Below are 21,888 nucleotides of genomic sequence, written 5' to 3'. Positions count from 1 at the left end.
AGAACATAGTCCGAATTCCGATTAGATGTATATCTAAACATTGATCACAAAAACGGAGGAGCTTTAATAAAGAATTGTCCCACAGTTCAGTCAGGATTAATTTACATCTGTCAGATAACTAGGATCCATGCAACTGCCCTTTCTCCTTGCGCCGCCAATTTATGAATACCAATGACAATGCAATTAACGTGAGGATAATCCCAAGTACTCGAAATCCTTCGAAGCTGAAGTTATCTCCCATTACACTGCTAATCAGTATAGAAGAGAGAATGGTTCCCAGGTATCTGGAGGTATTAAATATTCCAGATGCTACACCTATAATTTCTTTTGGTGAACTTTTGAATAAGGCCGCTTGCATAGCGACACTGTTCAACCCATTGCTAATACCGAATGCAGCTAAAGCCAGACACACACTGATAACTGGTGAAGTTTGATCCAGTGTTACGATCCACACGGATCCAAATGTCATAAGCATTCCGGACATAAGCAATGCTGGCCTGGGACCTGATTTATCGATCCATCGTCCTGCCATTGGAGAAGTAACGAGCGAGCACAAGCCTAAGCTTAGCATGAGCATCCCTGTATGGAACTCGCTGATATGACGAACGATTTGCAAATAGGACGGAAGTCCAAAAAAGAGAGAGTAAAAAAGCAAGTTAAAGAGCAAGAATTCGACATTGACCCAAGTCATTGCAGGATATTTAACGAATGTGCGTATAGGAATAAAAGGTGCTTTCGCTTTTAACTCATGTCGCACGAAAGCTCCCAGTCCAACGAAGCCAATTAGCCCCACAATAACGTTGTTTAATGAAATTTGACCAGACGATTTTGTGGACAATAATCCAACGAGTAGAGCAACCAGACCCATGGTAAATAGGAGAACTCCTGGCGCATCAATCAAATCAGACCATTTGCGTAAGGACATGTTGTGAGCAACGGATGTCGTAGTCGGAATATCCTTAGGAATATGCCTCCAAGCTAATAAAAAGCTTGTCACTACGAACGGAATATTAACCAAAAAGATAGCAGGCCAGCCCCACCAGTGAATGATGACTCCACCAATAAAGGGGCCAATCGCTGCCGCTCCGGATAGGAATATGCTCAGAAATGACAGTGCAGTCGCTTGTTTCTCCGTAATATGTATTCGCACAATGGCCATTCCAACCGCAACCATCATGCTTGTTCCGATGGATTGTACAATGCGGAATACGATGAGCCACCCAAAGTTTGAAGATAGTGGAGCTAATAATGATGCAACGAAGGATACAACAAGTCCCGTAAGAAATATCCTCCTCCGTCCGAATAAATCGCTAGCTTTTCCCATGATAGGTTGAGCGATAGCGCTCGCAATGTAGAAAGAAAAAATAATCCATGATACCACGGTGAAATCGAGTTGGAACTCATTTTGCAGCCTTGGAATTGCAACTGAAATCATTGAAGAATTTAAGGGGTTCAATAGAATTCCTAGTCCAACGGAGATCATCAACCACCTATTGCGAATACTCATTTCAATCCCCCTGATCTGTATGTTAGTGTCATCATCGTACTTGAAATCATTTATTTATTCCAATGCATTTTATGTTATGATTTCATTGACTCAAAGGAATGAGTGGAGGGTTGTAAAATAGAACTTCTTCAACTGAAATATTTTCTCGAAGTAGCTCGTGTGGAACATATGACAGAAGCAGCACGAAGTCTGCATGTCACTCAATCATCACTAAGCAAAACAATTGGGCGTTTAGAAGAAGATTTGGGAGTCCCGTTATTCGATCGAATAGGGAGGAAACTGCGATTGAATGAGTTTGGAAGCAGATTCTATCGCCGTGCAGAAAGAGCATTGTTTGAATTGGAGCAGGGGAAGCATGAGATTAGCGATTTGTCCAGTCCAGAACATGACACACTCGAATTGGCGGTGACCACCGCAAGCACATTGCCTCAGATCCTTCGAGAGTTTCGAAACAAGCGACCCGATATCCAATTTCATGTGCAAATGCTCACCACACAGGAAATGGTTACGCTTCTTCATAGAGGAGAGGTTGATTTTTGCTTGTCCTCACCTCCTATAAGGGGGAAGACATTGAATGTCAAATCATGTTCATAGACCCCATTCTTGTAGCTGTTCCCAAAGGGCATTGGCTTGCTGACCGAAACAGCATATCTTTGACTGAGTTAAGAGATGAAAGTTTTGTTGGTGTAAAAAGAGGCTACGGTACTCGTGATCTGGTGGATTCTATATGCAAATCGGTTGGATTTATACCTACATATGTGTATGAAGGTGATGAACCTGCAAGGCTAAGTTCTCTAGTAGAAGCGGGAATTGGCATAGCCTTTATACCAAGTACGGCAAGATATTCTGGGGAACATATCAAATATCTCAAAGTAGAGAATCATGAGTTGGTGCGGGAGATCGCTTTGCTATGGCACAAGAGTCGGTACATTTCGCGGGCTGCTCTCGAATTCCGTGAGGTAGTTATAGAATATTTCGGAACGATATCCAAACAGACCATTTAATTATCCGATAGTTAAAGGGAAAAAAGGATGTAAATGCTTGTTTAAATATGTTTCGTGACGCAGCAGAAACAAGGGCGGAGTGCATTCGCCCTTGTTTCATTGCTGGATTATGGACATAGGTACATTTTGCACTCCGAAAATTCCCCGTAATGGTTAATCGGTATCAGGACAGAATGTTCATAGCAGTTTGAATGTTTTTCAGATCGAGCTGGATTTGCTCTGGAATATGATATGGATGGTACAAGCCATGCTGTACCATGTAATGTGATATCTTTTCATGAGAGTCTATAGCTTCATCGAGCTGTTTCATCAAAATTCGCTTGATTTCTGGAGTGGCACATTCGGTCACAGCCATGGCGTAATTTCTGACTCCGCTTTTGGCGTTTATCAACAAATCCATTGCAATCACGTCATCAGTAAGCGTATGAAGGCCTGACATATGTTCTAATATTGGGTTCATTATTTTATCTCCTATACAGTCGCTTTAGACAGCACTTCACTGAGCTCCTGAAGCTGCTGTTGTGATAATGTCACATCTTGTTGCAAAATTTGCATGAGTTCCGGATCGGTTACCAGAGCTTGCATGGTCTGGGATTTAGTCAAGCAAACCGTTTTGAACGTAGCAATTTCATGCACCTCGAGCACCTCATGCAATGCGTATTTAGAATTCATTCGAATTGTCCTCCCATGTATCTACCCATATTTAAGGCTTTAAGATGACTTTGATACAATTGTCCGTTTTTGTATCGAACACTTCATAGCCCCGCTTGGCATCGCTGAGCGGAATGACGTGCGTAACAATGTCGCCAGGGTCCACCTTGCCAGACGTAACCAACTCGTACATATATGGCATGTAGTGAATGACCGGAGCTTGTCCGGAACGGATATTCACGTTTCGCTGCATGATGTCACCGAGTGGGAATCCGTTATAGCGCCCGCCATATACCCCAGTAACTTGAATGGTTCCGCCTTTGCGGACAGCCTGAGATGCAATGATAAAAGCGCTCATGGTGCCACCTTGCAGTTTCAAACCGCTGGCTAAATATTCAAGATCACTCATTTTGCCGTCCATTCCTACTGCATCAATCACAACATCGGCGCCGCCTTTGGTCATTTCCTTGAGCGTATTGCCAATGTTCTTATCTTGTTCGAAGTTTACGATTTCGACGTTGTTCGTTCGTTTCGCATGCTGCAAGCGGTAATCGACATAGTCAACGGCTATGACCCGCTTTGCTCCTTTCAGCCAGCAGAATTTCTGAGCCAGGAGTCCGACTGGGCCGCATCCGAGAACGATGACCGTATCTCCATTTTTTACGCCGGCATTATCTACGCTCCAGAAAGCCGTGGTCATGGCATCAGCGATCAAGCTTAGCTTTTCGTCCGGTTGTTCACAGTTTTCAGGAATTTTAAAGTGGGTGAAATTGGCAAACGGAACCCGTAAATACTCAGCTTGCCCGCCAGAATATCCGCCGGTCGTTCCCGAGTAGCCGAAATATGCGCCCATATCTCCGTTCTCGTTGGAATTGTCACATTGGCTTTCCAACTGATTTTTGCAAAAAAGCATTCTCCACATGCGATGTTAAACGGGATGATTACACGGTCGCCTTTTTTTAGGTTTGTCACGCCAGGGCCTACTTCTTCTACGATCCCCATCGGCTCATGTCCGATGACATAATTCTCCTGAAGGTTAGGGATCATCCCGTGAAAAAGATGAAGGTCAGAACCGCAAATGGCGGTACTGGTGATCTTTACGATCATATCGTCCGGTTTCTCAATTTTCGCATCCGGAACCTCTTTGACCACGACATTTTTAACCCCTTGATACGTTACCGCCTTCATGCTTTATGTCCTCCAATATGTTCATCTGGGGTCCGATCAAACATCCCTTTACGCGACGTATCTCCTGGGAACAGATTCATCTGCCCAATCATCACCGTATTATTCGCCGATAGCTGGTCAAGTTGGTACTGTTCATTCAGCTCGTAAGGATGGAACCACTTTTTGCGAATCATGAGCTCCGAGATTTCCTGGTGCATAGCAATCCCTTGTTTAAGCTGAGTGTGCAGCAGGGCTCTTACATCTGGTGAAGCCGTTTCCGTCAGGGCGATGGACAAATTACGCACACCTTCCTTGGCACGAATAAGGAAGTCCATAGCAAAAGTCATGTCTGCCATTTCCGGCATATTTAATGAGTTAATCGGGTCTAAATAATCGGTATTCATTTGAGCTCCCCTTAATGTGTTATAGGTGTCGGACTACTCGGAACAGGTGCTTGGAAAGGAGCTTTCGCGTAAATGGCTTGCAGTTCAGCGATCTGTTGTATGGACTGAATGACGTCTTTTTGCATTAAAGCTTTTAGTTCTTGATCAAAAACCAGGCCTTGCATCAGTTTTGACTTAGCGATGCATAGCGTTTTAAAGTTTAAAGCTTCATGCAGTTCCATCGACTCGTGCGGCGCTAGTGTTGGCTTGTTCATGGAGAAATGATCACCTCCTTTTTCATTAACGTTAGATTTTCCAACGAATTGGATCTTATACTAAAATGGATTGCGGAAGAGGAAGATCCGAATATTCCCATACCATTGCAGGAATATAAACAAAATCTTAATCCGATACTTATTTCTGTTTTAGATGATTTGAAATAGGGAGGAGGACTCACTGTGCCCAATAAAAACAAAATTGATCTAGCCACCGAAAATGCAAGAAAACCGGCAGAAGGTGCCCTTAACTCGAATGGAAATGCACTGGAGCAGCATGCATCTAACGCCGTTTCTGAAGTGCAGACGGCTTTAAATCAAGCAATAAGCTCGTTAAATGAATCTAATGCAACAGATTCACAAGCGTTGGAGAAGGCACGGCAGCAGTTGACCCGAGCAGAGGGATTTTTAGATCAAGCGCAAACTTCAGCAAACGCATTACGTCTGCCGAACCAACAATAAAATGGTTGTGGTACTGATAAGCACGGCAGAGTTTTCCTTCTTATCCGAATTTATGCCGATACTCTCTGCATGGGGAATTACCCTGCGTTGACGATCAGAGGAAGCATTTTTTAGAAAGCATATCGTTACTGTCGACATACTTCGGCGTAAGCCGAAGTTTTTGTATTTTTAGATGTATCGGACAATTTCAAAAATTCTGGCACGATTTCGATAGTCACCTGGAGTCATATCATTAAGCTGTTTGAAGCGACAAATGAAGCTTGACACGCCGATACGAAGTTTAGCCGATTTACTGGAGGGGGGGTACATCGTTTTGTAAAAGTAAGAGTCTTAACCCGTTGTGCAGCTTTGCCATTCTAGGTTTAATGCTTATTATTAGGGGACTAGCGGATATAGAGTTCTTCTTCTTTGGGGACTCGGTGCAAAAAGAATATATCATTTTCGCTATCAACAGGTTGTTTTTAAGGTAATACATAGTCATTTTAAAGACAATACATGTTGAGCATGATCCATGGCCTCATTCTGCTGTAAACTATGCTTGGAGGCAGAAAAATCCCTTTACAAGATAGGGGTCGGAGCGTTAAAGTTAACCCAATTATGGACGGAAAGTAGATTTAGATGAGCACCGAAGGAAGGGATGCCCATGATAAAAAAGTTGAGGTTTCAAAACAAATTGATGTTGAGTTATCTTCTAGCCTGTATCATTCCATTATTAATTGTAAGCGTATTCATATTTCATCAATCAGCCAACGGGCTGGAAGAATCCTCACAAGAATTTGCCTCCTTGTATACATCCCAGATCAAGTCCTCTTTGAATGAATTTATCAAGGAATATGACAAGATTACGAAGTCAGTATTAGTGGAAAACGAATTAATCTACAGACTTGGAGAAGGGTCAAGCATACCCATGAACGAGGAGGTTAACCAGCGGGTGGCCGTTCAGCAACTTCTTATGAGGGTGTCATTGCTCAAATCCGAAATCAGCACCGTAATGCTGATCAGCCGCGATAATAGCGTGTACCAATACACGACTACGACCAGTCGAGTCGATGAGAGCAGACTGTTATCCCAGAATTGGTATAAGCAGCTCCGCAATTCGGATCAGACCTTTTTTATTAGCGGTCTGCACGATCGTTCTTATTACGAGGATAAGGGTGCAGGCGCCGTTGTGACCGTGGGAAGAGTACTCTTTAATTCGAAAGGAGCATATGCCGGCATACTTCTAATCGATCTCGATCCCTTTACGCTGCTTCAGCTTGAGCATGAGTTTTTGCAGGCCCGTGATAAATATGGCATTAGCGTGATTATAAGCAATGATCGTAGAGAGATAGTTTATCATTCCGAAGCTGCCAGTGGCCGGATTACATGGGAGCAGGTGCTCCATTCCGAATTCGAGCCTTCGGGAGACAGCGGAAATGAAGATCGGATTATTTTATCGGAACACACGACCCAAGGGGAATTATTCATTAAAACCGAGATACCCCGCGCCAAATTGCTGCAAAAAATCAATCAGATAAAAGGTCTTACTATGATTGTGATCATGACAAGTTGCCTGATTATTTTCCTGATCTCGCTGTGGCTCAGTTATACAATTACAAGACCCATCAAGGCACTTCGAAGAAGCATGAAGCAGGCTGAGGTAGGCCAATATCTTCCCATAGAGAAAGAACAGACCAGTGATGAAATTGGAAGTCTGGTATACAGCTATAACAAAATGATTATTACGATCAGAACGTTAATAGAAGAGGTGTACCTGGCCGAAATCAAGCAGCGGCAAGCCAAGTTCCTCGCTCTTCAACATCAGATTAACCCCATATGCTATACAATACCTTGGAATCCATTCGGATGAAGGCATTGGTAAAAGATGACGAGGATACGGCAGGGATGATTAAAATTCTGGCTCGAATGTTCCGGTTAACACTTGGAAAAGAAGGGAGACATCACTCGATTAAGCATGAACTGGAGTACACAGGGAACTATCTGCTGCTTCAAAACATCCGGTTCGATGATATGTTCACATTGTCTGTCAATATGCCGGATGAAATGCTGGATTGCAGCATCATTCCGTTGGTATTTCAGCCTATTGTTGAAAATAGCATCAATTATGGTTTTGCAGGATACAGTCAAGCCTTAATTATTAAGATTGAGGGGAGCTGGACGGATAACGGTGAGATTCTGATCCGAATTTCGGACAATGGAACTGGAATGTCGCCGGAGAAATGGACGGAACTGAATTCATTGCTGGAACAGGCGGGTTCAAACCGATACAGTCTGGAAAACCAAGATGACCATGGAGAGAACGGTCTAGGACTGATCAATATTGCAGAACGAATTAAGCTCCATTATGGAGATTCATATTATATTAAAGTGCTATCTGGCATCGAGAAGGGCACGACCATCGAAATTCGGATTCCCGGCATAGTCAAGCTTGAGAATATAAGTTTCGATGCTAAAAAGGAAGGTGAGAGAAATGAAACTTATTTTGATAGATGACGAAAAAGGGATATTGGAAGGACTCAAAAAAATGATAGATCGCTATATTCCAGAATGTGAAGTGGTCGGAACAGCTTACAATGGACGAGAAGGCTTCGAGCTGATTCAAAAATGGCAGCCAGACATCGTTATTACTGATATTCGTATGCCACAGGCTGGAGGACTGGAAATGATCCAAATGCTTAAAGAGGTCGACATTCAGAGCAGATTCATTTTGTTAAGCGGATATGCGGACTTTGAATATGCCCGAAAAGGCATGCAACTTGGTGTGAATTTTTACATCAATAAACCGGTTGAAGAACAGGAATTGCGTGACTGTGTTTGTCAGGTCATGGATACAATTCGCATAGAGCGAAACAAGGTCCAGGAAATGGATGCATTAAAACTGGCATCACATCAACGCATCCAGGAAGATGGCTTGCGAGATATTCTGGATATGGGTAACGATGATACCGAAATGACAGAGGAGCTACAAAGGATCGGATGCATGCCTAAGGAGGGTACGCAATTTACGTGTATCCTGATTGAAATCCGCAGTAAAGCAGTCGGTCTAAAAGAGCTCGGGTTTGATCCTGTATTTAGACAGATTGATCTGGTCTTCAGACAGTACAGTAATGTGTATCGCTTTCGCTATTCAGGTGCACAAATTGCGGTGATTGTGATGCACGATGCAGCTTTGGAGAGCAGAGATATGGTTGACACGGTTCAGCGCCTTCATGATGTTCTGTTCAGACAATTGAACGTCTCCAGCGTGATTGGCATCGGCAGCGTTCAGAATCGGCCTGGTGGTATTAGCCAATCCTTTGAGGAGGCGCGAGGTGCCCTTAGCTATCAAGTCATCAAGGGTGCAGAGCCCGTCATTTCGTTTACCCAGATCACGAATCTGACAGGGAAAAGCGAGCTGGTTACAGAGGAGATGATCGAAGACCTGGAGGTTGCCATCGATAACATGAATGAAAAGGAAAGCGTGGATATGATCCACCGCATCTTTAGAAGAATAGAAACTGAAACAAGTTTTAGTCCTGCAGATCTCCAGCTGCAGTGCTTGAATATCCTTTTGCTGAGCATTCGGAAAGTATCTTTTCAGCAGCTTCAGCAGAACAGGTTATTAAGTCTTCAGCTGTTATCTTTGGAGGGTATTTCACGGTTTAAAACGCTAGCGTCTCTGGAACAATGGATGGTGGAAGTCATTGTTGGAATCATTGGATTTTTGCTGGAACAACGTACTCCCAAAAAAAAGGACATGATCTCAGAGATCAAGGAATATGTCACAGACCATTATGATGAACCTATCAGCCTAGCCGAATTAGCTGCTCGCTTTTATATGAACCCGTATTACCTAAGCCAATATTTCAAACAAAAAACAGGTGAAACATATTTGAATTTTCTGACCCACATACGGATCAGCAAAGCGAAGGAATTGCTTGAACAGACTGATTTGAAAGTGTATGAAATCTGCCATAAGGTAGGTTATTCGGATGCGCAGCATTTTGCACGCATGTTCGAAAAATGGACTGGATTCAAACCAAGGGAATATCGAAAAAGTCTTGCAAAACAATAAAAATCAAGGGGATGCCACTTCATAACGAAGTGGCATTCATTTTCTTAAAAAACACTTGTTTTAACTTAAAAATGCCTAATTGAGTGAGGATTATTCTGGCTGTATAGTTAAAATGTAAGCGGATTCATTAGAGGATACTGGGGGGGGATAAGTTGAAGGTTTTTGCTCTTCATCGAATGAAAGTGTATTGGCCACTATACGTGATGGCTATTCCGGGTATCGTTTTTCTCGTAGTGTTTAAATTTGTCCCGCTGGGCGGTGCAATCATTGCGTTCAAGGATTACTCGGTATTTCAAGGGTTCGGTGACAGTCCGTGGGTAGGACTCAAACATTTTAAAACTTTAATCGAACATCCCGATTTTGCAAGGGTATTTGGAAACACGCTAATGCTCGGATTTTTGAAACTTGTGTTGGTTTTTCCGGTGCCTGTATTACTGGCTCTGATGATTAACGAGATTCGCAAATCAGCGTTAAAAAAAGGAATCCAAACGGCACTGTATATCCCTCATTTTTTATCCTGGGTTATCGTTGGCGGGATATTGTTCGATTTCTTTTCTTTAAGCGGATTGTTCAATATCGTTATCGGGTGGTTTGGGCTGGATCCTGTGCTGGCTATGCAGGAGAGTGACTATTTCAGACCCATCTATGCCATCTCGTCCATCTGGAGAGACGCCGGGTGGGGAACTGTGGTGTATATGGCAGCAATTAGCGCGATTGACCCGCAACTCTACGAATCAGCAATGATCGATGGGGCATCAAAACTAAGGCAGATTCGTCACATCACGTTCCCGCTGCTCTTACCAACCGTGCTTGTGCTTTTCCTGCTCGAAATTGGAAACTTCCTGGATCTCGGATTTGATCAGGTATTTAATATGCTCACCCCAATGACATACAGTGTGGGAGATATTTTGGATACGTACGTGTTCCGAACCGGTATTCAGCAAGGGCAGTATAGTTTTGCAACAGCGGTCGGGTTATTTCAGTCGGTCATTGGCTTTATCCTGGTATTTGTATTTAATAAACTGTCCAAAAAAGTGTCGGATGGGGGGCTTTGGTAAAAATGGTTGAAGCGAGAAGAGAGCGAGCATTTGTTACCGGAGTTACCATTTTTCTCATCCTGTTTTCCATTGCAGCCATCATTCCGCTACTTTCTGTAATTTCCACCTCATTTAGTTCCAAAAGCGTCGTGGACATGAACCTGGTGACACTATGGCCAAAGGAATTTACGCTAGATTCATGGAAATACATCATTGATCGTCCGGATCTGTGGAGATCCTTCTTTCTGACAGTAGGTACGACCGTGATTGGAACAGTACTAGCTCTACTGATGACAGCCTTGTTCGCGTATCCACTGTCGAAATCAGAGTTCCGATGGGGATCCGTGATTATGTTATGTGTTGTTATTGCAATGATCTTCAAAGCGCCGATTGTTCCGTATTTCCTGACGGTTCGCAGTATTGGACTCTATGATAATCCACTGGTCTTGATCTTGCCGCATATTCTGAATCCATTTAATTTGATCATCATGAGAACCTTCTTTAAACAATTTCCCAAAGAACTGGAGGAAGCAGCCTTTCTTGAAGGCTGCGGCTATTTCCGCATGCTGTTCCATTTCGTTCTTCCCTTGTCCAAAGCTGTAATGGCAACCCTTGCCTTATTTTATGGTGTCGTGTTGTGGAATCAATTTCAGCATCCGTTATTTTTTCTACAGGATACCAACTGGTTTCCGCTGCAGATCAAGATCAGGCAGTTTATCACCGACGATAGCGTTATGATGGCAGGCGCTGCTTCAACAGTGGATCTGAATTATAATGAGCGGACGTTGAGAGCAGCAACCGTCATTTTTGCGATGATTCCGATCATCATTGTGTATCCCTTCCTGCAAAAGTATTTTGTCAAAGGAGCCATGCTTGGCTCTGTGAAGGGTTGATCTCGTTTTTCAATGATCAGAAGAATCTATAAGAATATCAAATGATTGAAAGGGGATTAGCTATGATTCTAAAAAAAATGGGTTTAATGATGGCTGCAGGTGTTCTTGCGATAAGCACGATTACCGGCTGTAATTCAAGCTCAACGGGCGATTCTTCCGCTGCTGGACAGACTTCGGCCAATGAGGATGGAACAGTCGATATCGAAGTATGGGGAACGAACATCGGTTATAAACCGATTACCAAGGGTAGCCAGTTGTATGAGTTTTATAAGGAGAAGCTTGGTGTAGGTGTAATTCATCCGTATGTGGAATGGAACGGAGGCACCAACTATCTGAACCAACTGAACCTGAAAATTGCCGCCAATGAAATGCCTGACTTGTTCATCCCTCAGCAGGGCATTGAAGACAGTTTGGCTAAAAATGGTGCCATTGCCGACCTGACCGACCTGCTGCCTAAATATGCGCCAAATGTATGGGAAGCCATCCCGCAGGAGATGTGGGATGTAGTCAAGGCAAATGATCCTACAGGACAGGGAAGAATCTACTATATTCCTGGGGTTGTGGAATACGGAAGATACGCGGGCATGATCCGGCAGGATTGGCTCGATCAACAGGGGCTGACGATGCCGAAGACGCAGGATGAATATGTTAAGGTACTTGAAGCGTTTCGGGATAAGGATCCTAACGGCAACGGCCAGAAGGATGAGCTTCCTACCGGGGGCAGGGAGCAGGCACGGTGGATGGACCACTTGTTTGCTATGTACGGGGTAGCGATGTTCGAAGGCTATCCGGAGTGGGATATATACGACGGCGAGCTGACTTATTCTGCAGTGACTCCGAATATGAGGGCAGCTCTGGAATTCGCGGCCAAGCTGTATAAGGAAGGTCTAATCGACAAGGAGTCACTTTTGAACACGAAGGATAAGTGGGATGGCAAAATTCAATCTGACAAGGTAGGAAACTATTTTCACTGGGTCGAGCACGGCAATATGATTTTGGAGAATTTGGAGAAGAACACAGGCGTGAAGGCTAACTTTACCGTGCTTCCTGTACCGAAAGTTGAAGGATATGAAGGTTTCTACTCAATGAAGAGATTCGCACCTCCGCAGTGGGTCATCAAGAACAACAAGGATGAGAACAAGCTGATGGCTACCCTGAAGCTGCTGAACAATATGTATGATAAAAAGAACTGGAAGGATCTGTTCCTGGGCGTGGAAGGCATGCACTATGAGATGAAAGACGGCAAAGCCGTTAAACTTCCCGATGACAAGAGCAGTCAGGAAAATCAACTTTTGAATCCGTATTCGACTTTGGCGACGCTTGATTTTACGATAGACCTCTTTAATAGCACATCATCAGAAGACAGTCAATGGGCGATCGACCAGGTGACCCGTAATATGCAGGAAGCCCAGAAATACGCGAAAGTCATTGCCGGTGACGGTATGCCAGCCAGCGTGTATGACAGCTTCCCGGACATTAATAATCGAACGCTATACGTGGAATACGCCACGAAAATCATTCTGGGACAGTACCCAATCAGCAAGTTCGATGAGTTTGTAGATAAATGGAACAGATCAGGCGGGGAAGAAGTGACCAAACGCGCAAGAGATTGGTACGCCAAGGTCCAGAAATAATGAATTAACGAAGATATTCGCCCGCATTCTGTTGAAGGCGGGCGAATTTTAATATGATCTGACGTGCAGGTACAAATCTACGGTTTGAAATAGAAGCCAGACCAGGAGGGAATCATGACAAATCGGTTAATGGAAGTGCTCAAGGGTGAGGAACATAATTATATCCTCCCATTTCTATGGCAGCATGGGGAGGAGGAGCAGGTGATCCGGGAAGAGATGGCCCGTGTGGATGAGGCAGGCATCGGTGCTGTGTGTGTTGAAGCTCGGCCGCATCCTGATTTTCTGGGACCGAAATGGTGGACAGACATGGACATTATTATGGATGAAGCCCGTAAGCGCGGGATGAAGGTATGGCTGCTGGATGACGATCATTTTCCAACGGGGCATGCGGCAGGCAAAATACAGGAAGCTCCGGAAGAGCTTCACCGCTTGTTTTTGGGTGAGCGTTATATTGATACTCTGGGTCCAGCAAAAGGTGCCTCTTTTTTGCTGGATACATTGCTGATGACTGGGCTTCGCCCTACAATATCGTATCGTCAACATGCAAAAGGGAAAAACCAACTGGTTTCCGCTGTTGCAGTCCGCCGGGATCCGTCCAAGGGAACATTAATGAGCGACTGCGTCGACATCACTGAACATGTGCAGGACGGCATTCTGTATTGGGACATCCCCGAAGGATACTGGCGCGTATTTATAATTTCTGCCAATAAGGAGGGAGGCAGCAAGGCGCAGGAAGATTACCTGAACCCGCTGGATCGGGCTTCTGTACGGATTCTGATCAATACGGTTTATGAGGCGGTCTATGAACGTTATCAAGCGGATTTCGGTAAGACTTTTGCGGGCTTCTTTTCGGACGAACCAGGATTCTATAATGACCCGATCACCTTCGACTTCAATTCAAGACCCGGCAAACCAGGGGTGTCGCTTCCCTGGAGCCTTGAAATACCGGCTCTGCTGGAGCAGGCTCTCGGTGAGGACTATCGTAAGGATCTCTATCTTCTCTGGCAGAATGAGAAAGAGCGATCTCATACTATACGGTACACTTATATGAATATCGTTAGCAAGCTCTACGCAGACAACTTCTGCAATCAAATTGGGGATTGGTGCCGAGCTCGCGGAGTTGAATATATCGGACATGTTCTCGAAGACAACAATGTTCATGCTAGGCTTGGTCCCGGTGCAGGTCACTTCTTCCGCTCGCTTTGGGGACAGGACATGTCGGGTCTTGATGTAGTGTTATGGCAGATCGTACCCGGCTTTGACCAACTGAGTTTCCGAACGACGTCAGGAGAGACGGACAGTCTGTTCTTCCACTACGGCCTGGCGAAGCTGGCTGTATCGCTCGGGCACATTGATCCCAAAAAACAAGGTCGGACGATGTGCGAATTGTATGGAGCCTATGGCTGGACGGAAGGCTTGAAGCTGATGAAGTGGCTTACTGACCATATGCTGGTGCGCGGGGTTAACTACTTCGTCCCGCATGCCTTTACTCAGAAACCCTTTCTGGATCCGGATTGCCCACCGCATATGTATGCAGGCGGTAAAAATCCGCAGTATCGATACTACAAACATCTAAATCAATATATGAACCGAATTAGCCACCTGATTTCAGGTGGAAGGCACATGGCGACTGCAGGTGTTGTGTATCACGCTGAAGCTGAGTGGTCAGGGGAAGCTATGTATTTTCAGGAGCCCGTCAAGGAATTGATGCAGCATCAGATTGACTGCGATATTCTTCCGATCGATGTTCTTCTGGACGGAGCGAGTGTGAGGGATGGCAGACTGCATGTGCATCTAGAAGATTATACATGCCTGATCCTGCCTAATGCGGATGCGCTTCCTGCGGCACTGCTGCAGCGTTTAGTTCGGTTTGCGGATCAGGGGCTGGCCATTTATTTTGTTGACGGAATGCCCAAGCGTTCCAGCGAAGGCATTGAAGTTGCTGGTGAGCTATTATGTCTTGCGAGTCATAGGAACGTTAAGAAGGTAGCGCTGAACAAATTGTCGCAGGATCTGGTTAGCAATGGATATTTCGATATTCAGGTGCGTTCGCATGAACCTTATCTGCGGCATTATCACTATGTTCATCCTGATTTGGATGTATTTATGTTTTTTAACGAGAGTCCGCATAACACGATTCGTACAGAGGTTGTTTTACCTGTTAAAGGTGCTATCTATGCGTATGATGCTTTTCTGAACCGTTTGAGATGTTTGAATCTTTTAGACACTGATTTGAATTCTGTGTCACTGACTCTATGTCCATATGAATCCATCGTTCTGCTTCATGGAAATAACTTCGATAGTTATGCGATAGATCCAGCGGATATGGAGTTCAACCAAATCAGTGATCTTCATGCCAAGTGGATGGTGTCAACGGCGGACGCCGAACACTACCCTCATTTTGTGGAGTGGGGCCAATTAAGTACGTTAACCAATATGAGCTCGCCCGATTATCTGCCGTATTTTTCCGGAACGTTTCGCTATGAAACCCAATTTGAATGGGAATACCTCGTAAATCATGCTCTTTTGGATTTGGGTAAGGTGTATGAAACCGCAGAAGTATGGTTGAACGGAGAACATGTAGGCGTGCGAATTTGTCCGCCTTATCACTTTGAATTAAATGAACTCTTGAAGAAGGGATTAAATATGCTCACCATTGAAGTAACGAATACGCTAGTAAAAGATAAGCAAGATTTTTTATCCTCTTTTGCTCAACAGGAGCCAAGCGGACTTATGGGTCCAATTTGGATAAGCAGTAATAAGTAAAGGAATAATAGAACAATACAAGCAACAAAACAGCCGATCCTAGAGATCGGCTGTTTTCAGAGTGTCGAGAAACCCGGGTTCTTTAGTGGCTCTGGGTTTCTTTTTTTGTTAATGTTGACCTGCAAACGGAAAAGCGAGGGATTATCCCCGTTTTTCCCAGCGATCCAAGTGGATTGCTATCTTCTTCATGTTCTGCACGGCTGCCGTCATCAGTGCTTGTTCCCTGACATTTGGCAGTCCGCGCAACCGGCAATAGCGAAACCCATGGAGCTCTTTAGCATCCGCGAAGCTTCGCTCAATGGTTTCTTTTCGTTTGCGGTACAACTGTTTGCCCGATTGGCTGAGCCGGTTATTCCGGACCCAGTCCTTGCTGTCCTCCCAAACATGCCGGGTCACCACTTTCCGGTGGTTTTTGGACTGCGTACACTGGTTTAAAAACGGACAACCTTTACATTGCTCCGGATCGGACGCATATTGCTGGTAGCCTTTCCGGTCCGTCGTTCGGTACTTCAGTTCTTGGCCAGCAGGGCACACGTACCGTTCTCGTTCAGCATCAAAGAAAAATTTCCATTTTGGAAAAAGCCCTTGCTTCGAATGAAATCTCCGGTGAGCAATAACGGCAAAGATATTTCGGTTTTGCAGACCTCGGCAAATCGGTGTTGTTAAATACCCTGAATCGAGTGCAACGGCTTCCACTTCAAATCCAAAACGTTCCTGCTGGCGGTTCAGGCGCGACAAATACGGCACGGAATCATGGACATTTCCGGGCGTGACATAGACATCCGTAATGAGATTGTATTTTAGATCCACCGTCCGGTGATCCAGATAAAAAAATCCTTCCGGTTTACCGTCTCGAATCATGTAGCGCTGTCGGGATCGGTCTTGCTCACTTTAATTTCTTTTTCTTCGCTCACTTCCTCTCTAGGTTTCAGAGCTTTTTTCCATGGTTTTTCCGGTCTGTCTCTACGGCAGCGTTGAGCTCGTCCATATAATCTTTGGTATTTTGTAGCACCTGTTGTTTGGTGTATTGATGCTTATTCGCGTTCGCCTTCACGTGACTAGAGTCTGAAACAAGGACACGTCCACCTACCATCCGGTGTGAAATCGCCTGGAGAACAATTTCATCGAAAATATCCTGAAAAATGTGGGTATCTTTAAATCGCGTTCGCCGATTCCAACTGATGGTGGAGTGGTCGGGAACCTTGTCGGTTAACCCCAGCCCGAGGAACCAGCGGTAAGCTAAATTCGTTTGAACCTCACGCTCTAACTGGCGTTCGGAACGAATGCCGTAGAAGTATCCCAGAAAAATCATCTTAAATAGCACAACGGGATTAATCGCAGGGCGTCCGTTATCCGAGCAGTAAAGAGGTCTAACCTTCTCATCAATGAATGAAAAATCAATATATTTATCCACTTTGCGAAGCAAGTGATCCTGAGGAACCAAGTCTTCAATAGATACAAATTCGTACGCTTGTTGTTTTTCTTGATTGGAACGCAGCATGCTGACACACCATCCGTTCTATAAAATAGTTACCTATATTATACGATATTAACGCGGTGTAGTGTGAAATTAAAATCACATAAAGAAGGCTGTCGAGACTTTCTCGACAGCCTGAAAACAGCCGATCCTAGAGATCGGCTGTTTTGTTAAGTTAACAGGCAGGTAGTTGCTCTTTATAACTTAACACAAAATAAAGGTACAATATGGTTAATGCTGGCCAACAGTATGCACTGCTCTTTTCAGTTTAAAAAACTAGCGAATCTTAATTATTCATAAACCATCGTTTAATTCATTTCTATTTACGTTATATAGCTTTAGAGGAAGGCTTCTTAAGGATTGTCCAGCTGCAGAAGGGGTAAGATTTTCTTCTAGGTTGAATCCTTCTACTGGCTCAATTCTGGTAAATGTTTTTAAAAATGTAGTCAATACAATTTTGCCTTCCAAGCGTGCCAGAGGAGCTCCTAGACAGAAGTGCGTACCAAAACCAAATGCAAGTTGTTTGTTATTGTTCGAGCGGTGGATATTCAGTGTAAACGGATCTTCGAACATTTTCTCATCCATATTGGCTGCACTCATCCATGCCACAACGGCCTCTCCCTTTTTGAGCTTAACCCCAAGCAGGTCGTTATCCTCTTTAACCATACGATCCATTTTGCTAATGTGAAAGCGATATCTCAGCATTTCTTCTACCGCGGCCGGGACAAGGTCAAGGTTGTCCCGGAGTTCGGCATATAATTCTGGGTGGTCATATAAAAGGGCATAGAACGAGTTGGCCAAAAGATTACTGGTCGTTTCGATGCCAGCTCCCAGAATAAACATGGTGGTTCGCACAATCTCTTCATCCGTAAAAAATTCCCCATCCAATTCAACCTGAATCAGGTCAGATATGATATCCTCTCCAAGATTAGATCGTTTAGATACCACGAAGGGATACAAGTACTTGAAGTATTCTTCACCGGCAATCTTTTTTAATTGGTTAATTTGATCAAAGGTGGCATCGGTCGTAGGCATAAACATGGTGTCCACCCAATCCTTGAATAGAAGACGATCTTTGGAAGGAATTCCGAGCAGGTCAGACATGATAATGACAGGAAACATACTCGTATAAGCTTCAACAATATCCACTTGGGGTTGATGTTCAAATGTTCTAATTAATTCTTCGGCCACGGCCTCGATTCTCGGTTCCCAGAGCTTGAGACTTCTTGGTGTAAATGCACTGGCAAGTAAGGCTCTCCGCTTGCGGTGTTCCGGAGGATCTACATTGTGAATATCAAGCTTGTCTGGTATGTGATGCTGGCTGCCCACACCCTCTTCTTCACTTGAATATCCCACGTTAACAATTGATCTTTTTCTTACACTGGAGAAGTTCTTGTGGTCATTTAGCACGGTTTTGACTAGATCATACCTGAACACATGCCAGGAATCGGTTTCTTCATTGTAGATGACTGGTTCTTGATTTAACATGCTGCTATACCAACGATAGGGACTGAATTCTTCTTCTTTCGATTGAAAATTCGTGATTTCAGATAGAGAAATAATGGAGCTCTTCGTCATTCGCTACGCCTCCTTAGTTGGTTCCACTGACAAATATATCAAATAAAAGTACTTTAATTCAAGTATTTTTAAAAATGGTAAAATGGAGTACAAAGTGAAGAACATACTTTGAATGGAACACAGCTTGCAATTGTTTATGTCGATAGCGATCAAAAGCTTTACCATATTTTTGTTTGTGAAGGGAGAATACTGAAAAAATAGATAGGTATTCAGCTAATTTATATCAATTTGACGCACAATTCACAGAGGATTATGGCGAATATCAAAATCCGTGAATCAGATCAGCCCGATATTATTAAATGTATCTTATTTTTAATATTCTAAAAGGTGTAGGAAAGATGTTATAAAGTACAGTTGGACTGGTACTGATACGCCTGAGGCCTTTGTAATCAATCATACCTTTGAGCTAAACAAACAGTTTCCTATCGGAAACTGTACAACAGCCAATTATGATATAAAATAAAATTTAATTACGATAGGCATCAGAAAGAAGCCATATCCTTGAATTAGCTGAATGGGGGCAGTCACAATGTCGATTCAAATATTTATACTTGGCGCACTAAGTGAGGGGAATTATTATCCCTATGATATTAAGAAAAGAATTGGTAAACATCTGAACCAAACGGACGCCAAAATTACTGAAGGCACGATCTATTATAATTTTGAAGTATTACTGAAGAAAGGTTTGATTGAAAAGATAGAAACCATCCAGACTGAAAACCGACCGGATAAAACGACATATAGAATCACCGAAAAAGGGCTTGAGTCTTTAGAAGAGAGTATATATCAGGTGTTCCAGAAGTTTACGAATGTGCAGTCCTTATATGCTGCATTGATCCATCTAGACAAAGTAGATAATCATAAGATCACCTACTTGATTAAGGATATTATTGAAAAAATGAATAAGAAGCTGGAATATATTGATTTTCATACATCTCAGGGACTGATATGCAAGAACACCTGAAAGATGTACTGTTATTAATGCGTGATCATGCCTACCACTCAATTCAGAATGATATACTTTGGCTTAAGAGGTTGTTGCATTATGTTCAGAGCAGAGTGTTAGAAAGCTAGATTTTACATTAAATAGTACGAATAACTAATCAATAACGATGATTTTATGATGCTCTATAAGAAGAAAACAAATTCAAATTCAAAAAAATTTAAAACAGTTAATCTGACAAGATAGATTAACTGTTTTTTACGATAACGGGGCAATTGAACAATGCTCAAGTTTTTGACACCTCTGGGGAAGGGGCTCTAAAGTAGGGAACTTTGTGTCAATTCTAGACCGCATTAAACCTTATTCCTACGTATAACTCAAGTTATACGTAGGAATAAGGTTTAATTTTGCACATGTTTAATATGTTGTACAGATCTTCATTTATATTTTCAATTTTTAAAAAAAGAAGGAATAATGTAGCTTTTAGTCGAATCATGTTATGACAATTAGTGCCAAATAAGGGGGTTAACAAATGTGGAAAGATAGTGAAACGGAACTTGATTTTTTGGATTTTGACTATTTAATCTATATGTTACGAGAGATTATTTCTAATGAGTCTCTATTACCTTCAAGTGTTGGTGTTTATGGGGATTGGGGAGTGGAAAATCTAGTCTAATAAGAATTAGTATGAAGAGTGTTGAACAGGACGAGGGCACAATATGTCTTGTTTTTAATGGTTGGTTATTCGAAGGCTATGAGGATGCAAAAACTGCATTAATGGGAAGCATTCTTGATGAAATTCAAAAACAAACAACGTTAACTGAAAAAGCTAAAAAAACTATATCAGGTTTGTATAAAAGTGTTGATAAATTAAAAGTGTTAAAAAACGGAATAAAATACGGTACTGATATTTTTTTAACAGGTGGAATAGGGACGCTAGCTGACATAACTATAAAGGGAATAGCTGAAAAAGTTAAGGGTAATGTTGATGGGGTTAATGAGTCAGAAATTATCACAGCCGTTCGTGATGAGTTGAGTAACAAAGAGATTAGGGAGGATTTAAAAGAATTTCAGAAAAACTTCTCAGATTTATTGGATGAAACTAAAATAAAAAGACTAGTAATTTTTATAGATGAACTTGATCGTTGCAGTCCAGATACGATTTTAGAGACCTTAGAAGCAATTAGATTATTTCTCTTTGCAGGTAACTCGATATTCATTATTGGAGCAGATGAAAGACATATCTCTTATGCAGTGAAAAGAAAATTTGAAAAGATTGAGGGACAACAGATTGATATCGGTAAAGAATATTTAGAGAAAATTGTACAGTATCCAATCAGGATCCCCAGACTTAACTCAAAAGAAGTCGAGTTTTACATAACATGCCTATTATTTGAAAAGGATTTAAATAACGAGGAATTTCAAGAGATAATGGATTTCATAAAAGAAAAAAGAAGCAGTAATATTTTGAATTTCACATTAGATTATACTCTAATCTCTGAAAATAAACCTCACCTTGCTGATAAGATTAAAGATCGTTTAATCGTAGCAAAGCAAATGCAAGTTCTTGTCCTTTAACGGTATAAGTTCTTGTCCTCGGACAGGAGTCGAGGGACAAGAACATGATCCCATTGAAGTCGCTATTTTAGCGGCTTTTTTATTTTATCGGTACAAGTTCTTGTCCCGAGGCAAGGACAAGAACTTGTACCGATTACCGAGATGGACAAGAACTTGTTCCGATTGCCGATTAGGCGTATATCTAATCGGTATTTTGGCAGTTATGAGCCGGAGCGTGATTTCACAGTTGGGGAGGTTATAGTAACTGTTCTAAAGTTGAAACCTGAGCAGGCAGGGGAGTTTGCAAAACGACTTGCATTGAATTAGGTAATTACAGAAATGTTCCTCAGGGTAGGGAGTTGACGTTGAAAATGCTTTAGTCTTGGCCGCAATTAGATAGAGCGCAAATTATATACTCTGAATGTGGTTAGAGAATATGCTTCCTTTTATGCAGTATAGAAGAATAAGGCGAAGGTTTCAATTTTGGAAATAAGGTTTAG

General features: G+C 42.9%; 17 protein-coding genes and 3 pseudogenes. 12 read left to right on the top strand and 8 right to left on the bottom strand.

The window, feature by feature from the left end:
* Positions 1–118: 118 nt before the first annotated feature.
* A complete protein-coding gene (locus DMB88_RS16515; RefSeq protein WP_128102237.1) occupies positions 119–1,507 on the bottom strand; it encodes an MFS transporter in 1,389 nt (462 codons plus the stop codon).
* Between the two features lie 117 nt (positions 1,508–1,624).
* On the opposite strand from DMB88_RS16515, the pseudogene DMB88_RS16510 reads away from it, so the two are divergent.
* Positions 1,625–2,511 (top strand): annotated as a pseudogene (locus DMB88_RS16510) (LysR family transcriptional regulator).
* A 163-nt stretch (positions 2,512–2,674) separates the two neighbouring features.
* Here the strand turns inward: DMB88_RS16510 and DMB88_RS16505 are convergent.
* The 5 genes and pseudogenes from DMB88_RS16505 to DMB88_RS16485 all read right to left on the bottom strand — a co-directional run bounded on the left by DMB88_RS16505 (position 2,675) and on the right by DMB88_RS16485 (position 4,987).
* Positions 2,675–2,971 carry a spore coat protein gene (locus DMB88_RS16505; protein WP_128102236.1) on the bottom strand — a complete coding sequence of 99 codons (297 nt, stop codon included), beginning with the start codon at positions 2,969–2,971 and terminating at the stop codon, positions 2,675–2,677.
* An 11-nt stretch (positions 2,972–2,982) separates the two neighbouring features.
* Positions 2,983–3,183, bottom strand: a complete 201-nt coding sequence (locus DMB88_RS16500; protein WP_128102235.1) for a hypothetical protein — start codon at positions 3,181–3,183, stop codon at positions 2,983–2,985.
* 31 nt (positions 3,184–3,214) lie between these two features.
* Positions 3,215–4,350, bottom strand: a pseudogene (locus DMB88_RS16495) (zinc-dependent alcohol dehydrogenase).
* Positions 4,347–4,733: a spore coat protein gene (locus tag DMB88_RS16490; RefSeq protein ID WP_095357838.1), complete on the bottom strand. Its 387-nt coding sequence runs from the start codon at positions 4,731–4,733 to the stop codon at positions 4,347–4,349. The pseudogene DMB88_RS16495 and the gene DMB88_RS16490 overlap by 4 nt, the downstream one beginning before the upstream one ends.
* Positions 4,734–4,744: 11 nt before the next feature.
* Positions 4,745–4,987: a spore gernimation protein GerQ gene (locus DMB88_RS16485; protein ID WP_128102234.1), complete on the bottom strand. Its 243-nt coding sequence runs from the start codon at positions 4,985–4,987 to the stop codon at positions 4,745–4,747.
* 183 nt (positions 4,988–5,170) lie between these two features.
* Between DMB88_RS16485 and DMB88_RS16480 the strand changes: the two genes are divergently transcribed.
* The 8 genes from DMB88_RS16480 (at position 5,171) to DMB88_RS16450 (ending at position 15,833) form a co-directional block, all read left to right on the top strand.
* Positions 5,171–5,449 carry a hypothetical protein gene (locus DMB88_RS16480; RefSeq protein WP_128102233.1) on the top strand — a complete coding sequence of 93 codons (279 nt, stop codon included), beginning with the start codon at positions 5,171–5,173 and terminating at the stop codon, positions 5,447–5,449.
* A gap of 643 nt (positions 5,450–6,092) precedes the next feature.
* The gene (locus DMB88_RS32085) at positions 6,093–7,298 is read left to right on the top strand and encodes a sensor histidine kinase (RefSeq protein WP_368028198.1); all 1,206 of its coding nucleotides are present in this window, start codon (positions 6,093–6,095) and stop codon (positions 7,296–7,298) included.
* Positions 7,295–7,942: a sensor histidine kinase gene (locus tag DMB88_RS32080; RefSeq protein WP_368028197.1), complete on the top strand. Its 648-nt coding sequence runs from the start codon at positions 7,295–7,297 to the stop codon at positions 7,940–7,942. The genes DMB88_RS32085 and DMB88_RS32080 overlap by 4 nt, the downstream gene beginning before the upstream one ends.
* Complete coding sequence (locus DMB88_RS16470; RefSeq protein ID WP_128102232.1) at positions 7,920–9,503, top strand: response regulator; 1,584 nt, start codon at positions 7,920–7,922, stop codon at positions 9,501–9,503. Before DMB88_RS32080 ends, DMB88_RS16470 begins: the two co-directional genes overlap by 23 nt.
* A gap of 152 nt (positions 9,504–9,655) precedes the next feature.
* On the top strand, positions 9,656–10,561 hold the full coding sequence (locus tag DMB88_RS16465; RefSeq protein WP_128102231.1) for an ABC transporter permease: 906 nt from the start codon (positions 9,656–9,658) through the stop codon (positions 10,559–10,561).
* A 2-nt stretch (positions 10,562–10,563) separates the two neighbouring features.
* Positions 10,564–11,433, top strand: a complete 870-nt coding sequence (locus DMB88_RS16460; protein WP_128102230.1) for a carbohydrate ABC transporter permease — start codon at positions 10,564–10,566, stop codon at positions 11,431–11,433.
* 62 nt (positions 11,434–11,495) lie between these two features.
* Positions 11,496–13,067 (top strand): type 2 periplasmic-binding domain-containing protein, encoded by a 1,572-nt coding sequence (locus DMB88_RS16455; RefSeq protein WP_128102229.1) that lies wholly within the window; start codon positions 11,496–11,498, stop codon positions 13,065–13,067.
* Positions 13,068–13,181: 114 nt separating this feature from the next.
* A complete protein-coding gene (locus DMB88_RS16450) occupies positions 13,182–15,833 on the top strand; it encodes a glycosylhydrolase-like jelly roll fold domain-containing protein (protein WP_128102228.1) in 2,652 nt (883 codons plus the stop codon).
* Positions 15,834–15,974: 141 nt separating this feature from the next.
* Here DMB88_RS16450 and DMB88_RS16445 read toward each other — a convergent pair.
* Positions 15,975–17,334, bottom strand: a pseudogene (locus DMB88_RS16445) (IS1182 family transposase).
* Between the two features lie 270 nt (positions 17,335–17,604).
* Entirely contained in the window at positions 17,605–18,888 is a 1,284-nt protein-coding gene (locus DMB88_RS16440; protein ID WP_128102227.1) for a cytochrome P450, read from the bottom strand.
* Between the two features lie 529 nt (positions 18,889–19,417).
* On the opposite strand from DMB88_RS16440, the gene DMB88_RS16435 reads away from it, so the two are divergent.
* The 3 genes from DMB88_RS16435 to DMB88_RS16430 all read left to right on the top strand — a co-directional run bounded on the left by DMB88_RS16435 (position 19,418) and on the right by DMB88_RS16430 (position 21,409).
* Positions 19,418–19,852 carry a PadR family transcriptional regulator gene (locus DMB88_RS16435; protein WP_164848708.1) on the top strand — a complete coding sequence of 145 codons (435 nt, stop codon included), beginning with the start codon at positions 19,418–19,420 and terminating at the stop codon, positions 19,850–19,852.
* Positions 19,853–20,363: 511 nt separating this feature from the next.
* A complete protein-coding gene (locus DMB88_RS31295; protein ID WP_254438209.1) occupies positions 20,364–20,507 on the top strand; it encodes a hypothetical protein in 144 nt (47 codons plus the stop codon).
* A gap of 11 nt (positions 20,508–20,518) precedes the next feature.
* A complete protein-coding gene (locus DMB88_RS16430) occupies positions 20,519–21,409 on the top strand; it encodes a KAP family P-loop NTPase fold protein (protein WP_254438208.1) in 891 nt (296 codons plus the stop codon).
* The last annotated feature ends 479 nt before the right edge of the window (positions 21,410–21,888 follow it).

It is taken from the genome of Paenibacillus sp. DCT19 (genome assembly GCF_003268635.1).
GTDB lineage: Bacteria > Bacillota > Bacilli > Paenibacillales > Paenibacillaceae > Paenibacillus.
This window is presented reverse-complemented; position numbering and strand designations above follow the sequence as displayed.